This is a genomic window from Streptomyces sp. NPDC046887 (genome assembly GCF_040644755.1).
Classification (GTDB): domain Bacteria; phylum Actinomycetota; class Actinomycetes; order Streptomycetales; family Streptomycetaceae; genus Streptomyces; species Streptomyces lichenis.
Genome location: NZ_JBEYXH010000036.1, coordinates 33959 through 45940 on the forward strand (window position 1 = coordinate 33959; position 11982 = coordinate 45940).

Consider the following 11982-nt stretch of genomic DNA (forward strand, 5'->3'; position numbering starts at 1 on the left):
GTCACGGACCGGCCGCTCTTCCTCTCCCGGCCCCCGCCGGGTCACCCGTCCGTGAGCACCACGCAGGACTGCGCCGGAAGGGTCAGCAGGCCCTCGGCGTCCGGCGGCTGCACCGGCTCCCAGGCGGCCAGCACCCGGCCGCCGGCGCCCAGCGGGATGCGGACCGGCTCCTTCGCCAGGTTGACCGCCACCCGGATGTCGCCCCGGCGCAGGGCCAGCCAGCGGGCGTCCTCGTCGAAGGCGGTCCGTACCGACGCCAGGTCCGGGTCGGTCAGGTCGGGCTGGTCGGCGCGGAGCGCGATCAGCTCCCGGTACCAGGCCAGCAGTCGGGCGTGCGGGTCGCGCTCCCGCTCGGCCCAGTCCAGACAGGAGCGGTCCCGGGTGGCCGGGTCCTGGGGGTCGGGTACGTCCTCGGCCGCCCAGCCGTGCTCGGCGAACTCCCGCCGCCGCCCGTTGCGTACCGCCTCGGCCAGCTCCGGGTCGGTGTGGTCGGTGAAGAACTGCCAGGGGGTGGACGCCCCCCACTCCTCGCCCATGAACAGCATGGGGGTGGACGGCCCCGTCAGCACCAGTGCGGCGGCGCAGGCCAGCAGCCCGGGGGAGCAGGTGGCCGAGAGCCGGTCGCCGGTGGCCCGGTTGCCGACCTGGTCATGGGTCTGGGCGTAGCCGAGGAAGCGGTGCGCCGAGGTGCGGACCCGGTCCACCGGGCGGCCGTGGACCCGGCCCCGGAAGGTGGAGAACGTCCCGTCGTGGAAGAAGACATGACCGAGCGTCTTGGCCAGCGCGGCCAGCGGGGCCCGGGCGAAGTCCCCGTAGTAGCCCTGCGACTCGCCGGTGAGCGCGGTGTGCAGGGCATGGTGGAAGTCGTCGTTCCACTGGGCGTGCAGCCCCAGTCCGCCCTCGGCGCGCGGCGCGGTGGTGCGCGGGTCGCACAGATCGGACTCGGCGATCAGGAACAGCTCCCGGCCCTGCTCGGCGCCGAGCGCGTCCACCGCCGCGGCCAGCTCCTCCAGGAAGGTCAGCGCCCGGTCGTCGGCCAGCGCGTGCACCGCGTCCAGCCGCAGCCCGTCGATCCGGTACTCCCGCAGCCAGGCCAGCGCGCTGCCCAGCAGATACGCCCGCACCTCGTCGGAGCCGGGCGCGTCCAGGTTGACCGCCGCGCCCCAGGGGGTGTGGTGGGTCTCGGTGAAGTACGGGCCGAAGACGGGGAGGTAGTTGCCGGAGGGCCCGAGGTGGTTGTGGACCACGTCCAGGACCACTCCCAGGCCGAGACCATGGGCGGTGTCGACAAAGCGCTTCAGCGCCTCGGGACCGCCGTACGGCTCGTGGACCGCCCAGAGTGACACCCCCTCGTACCCCCAGCCGTGCCGGCCGGGGAACGGGCAGAGCGGCATCAGCTCCACATGGGTGACGCCCAGCGCCACCAGGTGGTCCAGTCGGCCCGCCGCCGCGTCCAGGGTGCCCTCGGCGGTGTAGGTGCCCACATGGAGCTCGTAGACGACCGCGCCGCGCAGCCCGCCCGCCGGGCCCTCGGCCGGATTGCGCCAGTCGTACGCGGAGTGGTCGACCACCGCGCTCAGCCCGTCCGGCCCGTCCGGCTGCCGCGCCGAGCGCGGGTCCGGCAGCACCGGGCCGCCGTCCAGCGCGTACCCGTAGCGGTCTCCGTGGCCCGCCTCCGCCTCGGCCGTCCACCAGCCGTCCCGCTCCGGGTCCCGCTCCATGGGGCGCGGCGCACCCTCCAGATGCAGCTCGACCCGTTCCTCCGCCTGCGGCGCCCACACCTGGAACAGCATGGCGATCCCCTCGTCGTCGGTGGTCTCGTCGGTCTCGTCGGTCTCGTCTTCGGTGGTCGTGTCCTGTGGTCCTGTCATCCTGGCAAGATCCGGTACGGGAAGCACGGCACTTGGCCGAACGGGATACGGACGCGGCACCTCCGGGCCCGCGCGGGCCGACCCGCGCACGTCACAGCTCCGTACGCGGCTGGACACCCGAGCGCCGACGCGCCGACAATCGGGTGGTGACCTCCCCTTCCGAGTCCCACACCTTCCCCGCCCGGCTCTCCGACGCCGAGCGGGACCGTGCGCTGGGGGTGCTCCGGGAGGGCGCCGCGCAGGGCAGGCTGTCCCATGACACCTTCCTGCGCCGGATGGAGCTCGCGCTCGCCGCCCGCCACCCCGACGAGCTGGCCGCCCTCACCGCCGACCTGCGCTCCGAAGGGCGGTTCAGCAGGCTGCTGTTCGGCGGTGTGGAGCGGGTGTCGTCGTTCACCGTCCGGCTGGGCCGGGCCTGGCGGGCGCAGAAGCTGCCCGCGCTGCGGCTGCCCCCGGGGCCGTATCCGCTGCGGATAGGCCGGGACCCGTCCAACGGGCTGCGGCTCAGCCATGGTTCGGTCTCCCGGCACCACGCCGAACTGGCCCTCCAGGGCGGGCTGTGGGTGCTGCGCGACCTCGGCTCCACCAACGGCACCACCGTCAACGGCCAGCGGGTCACCGGCCCGACCGTGGTCCGGGCCGGTGACATGGTCTCCTTCGGCGAGATGCCGTTCACCCTGGCCGCCGGCCGCTGACCCGCCGTCGGCGTACTACGCGTCCGGGTGGCGGCGGAGCAGGGCCACCGGGCGGGCCGCGAACAGCTCCGCCAGGTCCACCGGGGCCCCTGCGCCCCCGGTGAACTCCCTCCCACCGTCCACCGCGTCGTACCAGCGGCCCTCCGGCAGCACCAGCGCGGTGCCCGCCCAGCCGCCGCCCTCGGCCAGCCGCAGCGAGAGCCGGGTCACCGCTGTGACGGTCTCGGCCCGTCCGCCGGTGCCGCGGCTGTATGCCAGGCAGTGGCCGGCCGCCGGGCCGCTGGCGGCCAGCGGGGTGTACGTGCCGGGGCGGCCGAACACCTCCGGCAGCTCACGCCGCAGACGCAGGGCCGCCCGGGTCAGGGCCGTCTTCTCGTCGTCCGGCCCGGGTGCGTACGGCCGCCGGTTGTCCGGGTCCACCAGCGCCAGATACTCCCGCTCGGTGCCCTGGTACAGGTCCGGCACCCCCGGCATGGTCAGGTGCAGCAGCGCCGCGCCCAGGGTGTTGGCCCGGACGTATGGGTCGAGTTCGCGGGCCAGCAGGGAGACCGTGTAGAGCGGCGGCCCGCCGGGGCCCACCTCCACGAAGTCCAGCACCGCCTGCTCGTACGCCGGGTCGGCCTCGGTCCAGGTGGTGCGCAGCGCGGCCTCCCGTACCGCCTTCAGCACCGCCGGGGCCAGCCGGTCGGTGTACGGGGCGCCGAGCCCGAGCGCGGTCTGCCAGGCCGACCAGGCCGTCTGCGGGTCGGGGGAGGGGGCCTGCCCCACGTCGTCCAGCAGCTTCGCCCACCGCTGCGGGCACTCGGACAGCACCGCGATCCGGGCCCGGACGTCGGCGCTCCGCTTGGTGTCATGGGTGGACAGCACGGTGCCGGTGGCCGGCCAGTCCCGGTCCAGCCGGGCGCAGTAGGCGTGGAACGCCTCGGGGGAGACGGCCGGTTCGCCCGGCTCGCCGCCCACCTCGTTGGCCGAGATCAGCGGGGTGTAGCGGTAGAACGCCTTGTCCTCCACCGACTTGGCGCGCAGCGCGGAGGAGGTCTGGGCGAAGCGGGTGAGGAAGGCCGCCTGGGCGGGCCCCGCGCCGAGCCGGCCGAGCGCCAGCTCCCGTACGGTGTCCACCGCCGCGGCCTCCTCGGGCACGGTGAAGGCGGTCTTGGCCTCCTCGGCGGCCCGCTCGGTGAGCACGTCCTCGGCGCCGGGGCCGTAGGGGCGGTAGACCGGGACCCGCACCAGCAGTTCGCGGACCGCCCGCTCCAGGGCCCAGGGGGCGTGGTCGCGCCTGGCCGGGTCGGCCGCGCAGACCAGGGCCGCGGTGCGGGTCAGGAACGCCACCTCGGCCGCCAGCTCCCGCTCCACCACCTCGTACGCGGCCCGGCGGGCGGTGGGCCCCCAGTCGCCGCCCTCGTCGGGGGCCGGGGCGGCGAAGCGCCGGTAGTGCCCGGTCAGCTCCTCGGCGCCGACCGGGTCGACGAAGACCCCGTCGATCCGGCGCAGCGCGTCGTACCCGGTGGTCCCGGCCACCGGCCAGGAGGACGGCAGCGGCTCCTCACCGGTGAGGATCTTCTCCACCACGATCCAGCAGTCCCCGCCGGCCGTCCGCTTCAGCTCGCGCAGATACGCCTCGGGCTCGGCGAGCCCGTCCGGATGGTCGATCCGCAGGCCCTGGACCACCCCGTCCCGTACCAGCTCCAGGATCTTGGCATGGGTGGCGGCGAAGACCTCGGGGTCCTCCACGCGTACCCCGATCAGGTCGGAGATGGTGAAGAAGCGCCGGTAGTTCAGCTCGGTGCGGGCCAGCCGCCACCAGGCGAGCCGGTAGTGCTGGGCGTCCAGCAGCGCGGGCAGCGGCAGCTCCTCGGTGCCGGGGCGGAGCGGGAAGTGCTGCCCGCCCGCGTGCAGCACCCCGTCCGCCACCCGCATCCCGGCCAGCTCCTCGCCGACCGGGGCGCCCAGCACCGGCAGCAGCAGCCGTCCGCCGCCCGCCGCCCAGTCGATGTCGAACCAGCGGGCGTACGGGGAGTCGGGCCCGTCCCGCAGCACCGAGCGCAGGGCGTGGTTGTGGACCGGGGAGGCGGCCATGTGGTTGGGGACCAGGTCCAGCACCAGACCGAGGCCGTGCGCGCGGGCGGTGGCGGCCAGGGCCCGCAGGCCCGCCTCGCCGCCCAGCTCCTCCCGTATCCGGCTGTGGTCGGTGACGTCATAGCCGTGGGTGGAGCCGGGCACCGCCTCCAGCACCGGCGACAGATGCAGATGCGAGACCCCGAGCGAGGCGAGCGCGGGCACCGCGTCCGCGGCGGCGGAGAACGGGTACTCCGGCTGTATCTGGAGCCGGTAGGTGGCGATGGGCGTCATGCGGTGGCGGGTACCCCGATCGGGGGGTCCCGCCCCTCATACGGGCGTATTCACGCCGCATCACCCGGTCGGCGTATGTGCTCTGGCCGGAACGGCTCCGTCCGTGCACAGGCCGCGGCCCGGCGGTGTGGTGGCCGCCGGGCCGCGGGAAGGGTCCTCCGGTGTTCTCACGCCGGTCGGCGCAGCACCGCCAGACTGCGGCCGATCAGCGTCAGCCGGTCGCCGGCGGCGAGCTTGACGCCCTGCCCCGGCTCCACCCCGTCCTCCTCGGAGGTGTCCACCACCACCTGCCATTGACGCCCGTGGTTGACGGGCACCACGAACTCGATGTCCTCCGCGGCGGCGTTCACCATCAGCAGGAAGGAGTCGTCGGCGATCCGCTCACCGCGCGGGCCCGGCTCCGAGATGGCGCTGCCGTTGAGGAAGACCGACATCGCCTTGGCGTGCGCGGCCTGCCAGTCCTGGGAGGTCATCTCCTCACCCTCGGGGGTGAACCAGTTGATGTCCGACAGCTCGTCGTGGGTGCCCTCCACCGGCCGCCCGTGGAAGAACCGGCGGCGGCGGAAGACCGCGTGGTCCCGGCGCAGCCACACCATCGACCGGGTGAACTCCATCAGCGACCGCGCCTCGTCGTCCGACCACGCCCGGTCCTCGGCGGCCCCGTCCGCCGATTCCGCCGCCCCGGACTCGTCGGACTCGTCGGGCTCCTCGGAGTTCTCCGAGCCGTCCGGGTCCGGCCAGCGGACCCAGGCGATCTCGTTGTCCTGGCAGTAGGCGTTGTTGTTGCCCCGCTGGCTGCGCCCGAACTCGTCGCCGTGGCTGATCATCGGCACACCCTGGGACAGCATCAGGGTGGCGATGAAGTTGCGCATCTGGCGCGCCCGCAGCCGCCGGATCTCCTCGTCCTCGCTGTCGCCCTCGGCCCCGCAGTTCCACGACCGGTTGTGGCTCTCGCCGTCCCGGTTGCCCTCGCCGTTCTCGTCGTTGTGCTTGTCGTTGTACGAGACCAGGTCGCGCAGGGTGAAGCCGTCGTGGCAGGTGACGAAGTTGACCGAGGCGAGCGGGCGGCGGCCGTCGTCCTGGTAGAGGTCGGAGGACCCGGTGAGCCGGGAGGCGAACTCCGCCAGGGTGCGCGGCTCGCCCCGCCACAGGTCGCGGACCGTGTCCCGGTACTTGCCGTTCCACTCGGTCCACAGCGGCGGGAAGTTGCCCACCTGGTAGCCGCCCTCGCCCACGTCCCAGGGCTCGGCGATCAGCTTCACCTGGCTGACCACCGGGTCCTGCTGGACCAGGTCGAAGAACGAGGACAGCCGGTCCACCTCGTGGAACTGGCGGGCCAGGGTGGCCGCCAGGTCGAAGCGGAAGCCGTCCACATGCATCTCGGTCACCCAGTACCGCAGCGAGTCCATGATCAGCTGGAGCACGTGCGGGGACCGCATCAGCAGCGAGTTACCGGTGCCGGTGGTGTCCATGTAGTACCGGGGGTTGTCGGTGAGCCGGTAGTACGAGGGGTTGTCCAGCCCCCGGAAGGAGAGTGTCGGGCCCAGGTGGTTGCCCTCGGCGGTGTGGTTGTAGACCACGTCGAGGATGACCTCGATGCCCGCCTGGTGCAGGGCGCGCACCGCCGACTTGAACTCCAGCACCTGCTGGCCCCGGTCGCCCCAGGAGGCGTACGCGTTGTGCGGGGCGAAGAAGCCGATGGTGTTGTAGCCCCAGTAGTTGGCCAGCCCGGCGTCGGCGAGCCGGTGGTCGTTGACGAACTGGTGCACCGGCATCAGCTCCAGCGCGGTCACCCCCAGCTCCGTCAGGTGCTCGATCACCGCGGGGTGGGCGAGGCCCGCGTAGGTGCCGCGCAGCTCGTCCGGCAGCGCCGGGTGGAGCATGGTCAGGCCCTTCACATGCGCTTCGTAGATCACCGTCCGGTGGTAGTCATGGCGCGGCCGGCGGTCGTCGCCCCAGTCGAAGTAGGGGTTGACCACCACCGAGGCCATGGTGTGCGGCGCCGAGTCCAGGTCGTTGCGGGAGTCCGGCTTGCCGAAGTGGTAGCCGTACACCGCCTCGCCCCAGTCGATGGCACCGGCGATGGCCCGCGCGTAGGGGTCGAGCAGCAGCTTCGCGGAGTTGCAGCGCTGTCCGCGCTCCGGCGCGTACGGTCCGTGGACCCGGAACCCGTAGCGCTGGCCCGGCATCACACCGGGGAGGTACGCATGGCGGACGAAGGCGTCCGTCTCGCGCAGCTCCACCGCGGTCTCGGAGCCGTCGTCATGGAGCAGACACAGCTCGATTCGGTCGGCGGCCTCGGAGAAGACCGCGAAGTTGGTTCCGGCGCCGTCGTAGGTGGCACCGAGCGGATACGCCTGTCCCGGCCAGACCTGCATAGATCGACTCTTCCACTTCTGATCCGGCTGATGGGTCGTCACTGGGGTCTTGTGGAGCGTGTGGAGCCTGTGGGGCTTGTCGAGCCTGTGGAGCGATGGAGCCATCAAGTCTTCGAACCTTGAGCCAGAATGTTCCCCGAAACCGGCCGAACCACCGAGGACATCCGCCGGTGCTACCGGGTGACCGGGAGAAGCCCTGGTCGGGTGGCCGAAAGACATCCCGCCGTTCGGGTGGCGCGGGGCGCTCGGCGCGCGGTGCGGTGCCGCCGCCGGGTCAACCTCGCGCACCGGATGTCGCCCCCACGCGTCATCGGCGTGCGGCGGCCCCCGTTCCTGGGTCCGGCGGTCCGGCGGAGGGCCGCGACCGCCCCGGTCCCACCGTGCCCCACCATACGGAATGCCCTCGTTCGGGCCGGATCGTCGGCCCGGAAGTGGCCCGGAAGGCCCGGCGGTTGGCCAGGAGTGCCGGGCAACGGGCTGCGACGCCTCCCCCGACCGGAGTACCCTTCCTTGATCGTTGTCGGACGGATGCGCGGGAGCAGAAGGCGGTGTGCGGGTGAGCTCGGGAGGGCTGGAGCTGCCCCCGGGGGAGTCGGGCCGGAGTGAACCGGCCCCACAGGGGGACCCCACGGAAACCGTCGGCGTCCCCGAGGACGTCCCACCCGGCGCGGTGCCGCTGGCCCGGCCGATGGAGATCGGTGCCGAGCTGGACTGGGGCACCGAGGCCTGGAGCGAGGTGCGCACCCGGGCCCAGCGCGCCGGACGCGCCTACATCTGGCTGAATCTGATCGAACAGCGGTTGCGGGCGGTGGTGGCCGCGGTGCTCCGACCGATCTACGCGCCGGTGCACGGCGACGACTGGGTGGTGGCCGCCGCCGGGCCCGCCGGCCAGGAGTGGGTGCAGCGCGCCGTCGCCGTCCGCGAGGTGTCCCGCCGCAAGGGGTATCTGCTGGACCCGGCCGACGACAACGTCCTCAGCTTCCTCACCCTGCCCCAGCTGCGCGAGCTGATGGTGCAGCACTGGCCCTGCTTCGAGCCGTATATCGACGACCGCCGCGAGGTGGAGCTCGCCCTCGACGAGCTGGAGGTCACCCGGAACGTGGTCTCCCGCAACCGGGCGCTCTCCCGGCCGGTGCTCGACCAGGCGGAACGGGCCTCCGCCCGGCTGCTGGAGATCCTCGGCGGCGGCGCCGGAGCGCCCTCCGCGCACCGGCTGCCGGTGGACGCCGTGGAGGACCTCGTCGGCGACCGCTACGCGGACGTGGTCTCCGTCCATGCCGACCGGGTGCGCCTCCAGCGGCTGATGCCCGCCGAGGACCTGTTCGGCGGGGCGCGGCGGCTGGACGCCATCGGGATAGGCCTCAACCTCCTCGTACAGAACTTCTCCGGGCGGCGGCTGGTGCATCTGGCCGAGTCCGGCTGCCGCACCCGGCTGCTCTTCCTCAACCCGGCGAGCAGCGCCGTCAAGCGCCGCGAGCGGGAACTGGGCCTGAAGAAGGGGGAGCTGAGCCGCTCGGTGGAGATGAACATCCTCCATATGCGGCGGGTCCGCGCCCGGCTGCGCGACCCGGGCGCCTTCCAGATCCAGGTCTTCGACGAGACCCCGCGCTTCACCGCCTACCTGGTGGACGGGGACGGCCCGGACGGCGTCGGCGTCATCCAGTCCTATCTGCGCCGCGCCCGCGGCATGGAGGCCCCGGTCCTGGTCCTGCGCGGCGGCCGGCGGACCGTGGTCCGCTCCCACAGCGAACCCGAGCCCGGGCTCTTCGACACCTACCGCGAGGAGTTCGAGTCGGTGTGGACCGACTCCCGCCCGGTCTCCTGACGCCATGGCCGGCCGGGCCGAATCGGACGGCCCCGCCAGGGTAGACGCCCGTGACGTCCCCTGACGCTCCGTCGGGACTGTCCCCCAGGCGTTGTCAGTGGGGCGTGGCAGGGTGAAGAGCACCTGGGGAGCGCGCCGCGCGGTGCGCCGCCGCAGGTGGGGGCGCGCCATGGGCGCGTCACGGGGACAGCGCGCCGACCGGCGTGCGCCGCACCACCACACGAGGGGGGACCATGAGCTGGCACGGGGAGACGCTGGTCGGCTTCGACCTGGAGACGACCGGTACGGAGCCGAGTGAGGCGCGGATCGTCACCGCCGCCCTCGTCGAGGTGCGGGCCGGGGAGGTGGTCGGCCGCCGGGAATGGCTGGCCGACCCGGGAGTCCTGATCCCCGCCCAGGCCTCGGCGATCCACGGCATCAGCACCGAGCGGGCCGCCGCGGAGGGCCGCCCCGCCCGGGAGGTGGTGGACGAGCTCGCCGCCCTGCTGGCCGGGTACTGGCTGCGCGGGGTGCCCGTGGTGGCGTACAACGCGGCGTTCGACCTCTCGCTGCTCGCCGCCGAACTGCACCGGCACGGGCTGCCCGGGCTGGTGGAGCGGCTGGGCGGCGCACCGATCGGCCCGGTGGTCGACCCGTACACGATCGACCGCGCGGTGGACCGCTACCGCCGCGGCAAGCGGAACCTGGAGGCGGTCTGCGCCGAGTACGGGGTGGTGCTGGACGCCGCCCACCAGGCGGCCGCGGACGCGCTGGCGGCCGTCCTGGTGGCCCGCGCCATAGCCGGGCGGCACCCGGCGGTGGCCGCGCTCACCCCCGTCGAGCTGCACGAGCGGCAGGTGCGCTGGTACGCCGAGTGGGCGGCGGACTTCCAGCGGTTCCTGCGCCGCAAGGGCAGCCCGGACGCCGTCATCGACCCGGTCTGGCCGCTGCGCCAACCGGCCCCCGTGGCGGGGTGAGGGCCCTCAGGCCCCGGCGGAGGGGCCGTGCTCCCGGAAGAAGGCGAGCAGCAGTTCGTTCACCCGCTCCGGAGCCTCCAGCGGCAGCCAGTGGCCGACGCCCTCCACCCGCTCGTAGCGGAAGTCACCGTCCACGAACTCCTCCGTCCCGGTCATCGACCGCTCGGTGAGGAAGGGGTCGCCGTCGCTCCACACCCCCAGCACCGGACCGCGCAGCCTCGGCCCGTCCGGCACCGGACCGAACATCACCTCCGGGGGCAGCCCCGCCCGGTAGATGCCCAGCGCCGCGGTGAGCGCCTCCGGCTCGCGCAGCCGGGCCGCCGCCTCGTCCGCGTCCGGGTGCCCGGCCAGCATCTCCCGCAGCACGGCGAAACCGTCCCGGGAGACGAAGTCCTCCGCGATGCCCGCCAGTTGGAACAGCTGGATGTACCAGGAGCGGCGGCGCTGCTCCCAGCCGGCCGACAGCAGCGCACCGCCGTGGCCCACCGACAGCAGGCTCAGGCTCGCCACCCGGTCCGGCTCGACGGCGACCAGTGCCTGGGCGACGGCCGACCCCCAGTCGTGGCCGACCAGATGGACGGGGCCGACGTCCAGCCGGTCCAGCAGCTGGACCAGGTCGCCGGCGGAGTGGAGCGGGTGGTAGGCGGTGGGGTCCGCGGGCCGGCCCGAGTCGCCGAAGCCGCGCAGATCGGGGGCGATCACCCGGTGGCCGGCCGCGTCCAGCGCCTTGACCTGGTGCCGCCAGAGGTCATGGGTGTCGGGGAAGCCGTGCAGCAGCAGCACCGGGTCGCGGCCGGTGCCGTTGTCCTGGACCTCCAGCGAAACGTCGGACAGCTCCACACGCATACGGTTCTCCAGTGGTCGAGAGGGCTCTTCGCGACTCAACCTACGGGCGGGGCGCCGTATTTCAGAAGAGGTACCCGCTTTCAGAAGGGGTACCAGCGGACCGCCGGATCGCCGTCCCGGAGCGAGGCCACCCGCCGGCGGAACTCGGCCAGCGCCCGGGGGTTGCTCGGGGCGTGCTGGGCGACCCAGGCGCAGCTGGCGGTCTCCCGGGCGCCCCGCAGCACCGCGCAGCCGTCCCACTCGCGGACATCCCAGCCGTATGCCTCGGTGAAGGCGTCATAGGCGGCCGGGTCGAGCCCGTAGCGGTCCCGGGACAGGGCGAGGACGACGAGGTCGTGCTCGCGCAGGTCGGAGGAGAAGGTCTCCAGGTCCACCAGAACCGGCCCGTCCGGCCCGATGTGCACATTGCGGGTCAGCGCGTCGCCGTGGATCGGGCCGGGCGGCAGCCGTGGGACGAGAGCGGCGGCCGCCGCGAAGCCGTCGCGCCGGGCGCGCAGATACTCCGCGTCGGCCGGGTCGACCACGTCGCCCGCCAGCCGCAGCCAGCGCTCGACACCGCCGAGCAGCTCCCGCCGCGGCAGGGCGAACGGCGGCTCGGGCAGGGCGTGCACCCGCCGCAGCAGCGGGGCCAGGTCGCGGGGCTCGGCCGGGCGTGCGGCCTCGGGCAGCCGGTGCCAGACGGTCACCGGGTGCCCGTCCACCAGCCGCGGCTCCGGCTCGGCCGCCCGTACCGCGGGCACGCCCGCTTCGGTGAGCCAGGAGGCGATCGCCACCTCCCGTACGGCCCGCTCCAGCAGCTCGGCGTCCCGGCCGACCTTGACCACCAGCCCGCCGTCCGCGCCGGTGCGGAAGACGGCGTTCTCGCCGAGCGCCAGCAGTTCCGCACCACCGCCCCGGCCCGCCAGCCCGGCCGCGGCCAGCACCTCCCGTGCGCGTGCCTCGTCCATCTCCGACCGCCTCCCTTTCACACCGACCGCCAGTCTTCCACTCGCCCGCCGACCCCGTCCGAGAGGCCTGGAAATCAGTTGCACGATACGTATCGTCTCGCGTATGGTCACC

At 73.8% G+C, this 11982-nt stretch carries 8 protein-coding genes; 3 read left to right on the top strand and 5 right to left on the bottom strand.

All coding sequences use genetic code 11. From position 1 onward, the window contains the following. Positions 1-41: 41 nt before the first annotated feature. Positions 42-1793 (bottom strand): malto-oligosyltrehalose trehalohydrolase, encoded by a 1752-nt coding sequence (gene treZ / locus ABZ945_RS26385; RefSeq protein WP_361274325.1) that lies wholly within the window; start codon positions 1791-1793, stop codon positions 42-44. A gap of 224 nt (positions 1794-2017) precedes the next feature. On the opposite strand from treZ, the gene ABZ945_RS26390 reads away from it, so the two are divergent. Further along, positions 2018-2566 (top strand): DUF1707 and FHA domain-containing protein, encoded by a 549-nt coding sequence (locus tag ABZ945_RS26390; protein ID WP_361274219.1) that lies wholly within the window; start codon positions 2018-2020, stop codon positions 2564-2566. A 15-nt stretch (positions 2567-2581) separates the two neighbouring features. Here the strand turns inward: ABZ945_RS26390 and treY are convergent, their stop codons facing one another. Together treY and glgX are read right to left on the bottom strand one after the other, a co-directional pair. Then, on the bottom strand, positions 2582-4918 hold the full coding sequence (treY, locus tag ABZ945_RS26395; protein WP_361274221.1) for a malto-oligosyltrehalose synthase: 2337 nt from the start codon (positions 4916-4918) through the stop codon (positions 2582-2584). 167 nt (positions 4919-5085) lie between these two features. Further along, positions 5086-7296 carry a glycogen debranching protein GlgX gene (gene glgX / locus ABZ945_RS26400; protein ID WP_361274224.1) on the bottom strand — a complete coding sequence of 737 codons (2211 nt, stop codon included), beginning with the start codon at positions 7294-7296 and terminating at the stop codon, positions 5086-5088. Between the two features lie 556 nt (positions 7297-7852). Here glgX and ABZ945_RS26405 point away from each other — a divergent pair. Both ABZ945_RS26405 and ABZ945_RS26410 read left to right on the top strand, forming a co-directional pair. Then, positions 7853-9121: an SAV2148 family HEPN domain-containing protein gene (locus tag ABZ945_RS26405; RefSeq protein ID WP_361274227.1), complete on the top strand. Its 1269-nt coding sequence runs from the start codon at positions 7853-7855 to the stop codon at positions 9119-9121. 233 nt (positions 9122-9354) lie between these two features. Further along, positions 9355-10077 carry a 3'-5' exonuclease gene (locus ABZ945_RS26410; RefSeq protein WP_361274230.1) on the top strand — a complete coding sequence of 241 codons (723 nt, stop codon included), beginning with the start codon at positions 9355-9357 and terminating at the stop codon, positions 10075-10077. Between the two features lie 6 nt (positions 10078-10083). Here ABZ945_RS26410 and ABZ945_RS26415 read toward each other — a convergent pair whose 3' ends face one another. Then, positions 10084-10923 (bottom strand): alpha/beta hydrolase, encoded by an 840-nt coding sequence (locus tag ABZ945_RS26415; protein WP_361274233.1) that lies wholly within the window; start codon positions 10921-10923, stop codon positions 10084-10086. An 80-nt stretch (positions 10924-11003) separates the two neighbouring features. Beyond that, a complete protein-coding gene (locus ABZ945_RS26420) occupies positions 11004-11870 on the bottom strand; it encodes an aminoglycoside phosphotransferase family protein (protein WP_361274236.1) in 867 nt (288 codons plus the stop codon). Between the last annotated feature and the right edge of the window lie 112 nt (positions 11871-11982).

Coding starts and splice junctions, on each gene's coding strand:
- ABZ945_RS26420 (WP_361274236.1), bottom strand. CDS start 11,870: ATGGACGAGGCACGCGCACGGGAGGTGCTGGCCGCGGCCGGGCTGGCG.
- ABZ945_RS26410 (WP_361274230.1), top strand. CDS start 9,355: ATGAGCTGGCACGGGGAGACGCTGGTCGGCTTCGACCTGGAGACGACC.
- treY (WP_361274221.1), bottom strand. CDS start 4,918: ATGACGCCCATCGCCACCTACCGGCTCCAGATACAGCCGGAGTACCCG.
- glgX (WP_361274224.1), bottom strand. CDS start 7,296: ATGCAGGTCTGGCCGGGACAGGCGTATCCGCTCGGTGCCACCTACGAC.
- treZ (WP_361274325.1), bottom strand. CDS start 1,793: ATGCTGTTCCAGGTGTGGGCGCCGCAGGCGGAGGAACGGGTCGAGCTG.
- ABZ945_RS26415 (WP_361274233.1), bottom strand. CDS start 10,923: ATGCGTGTGGAGCTGTCCGACGTTTCGCTGGAGGTCCAGGACAACGGC.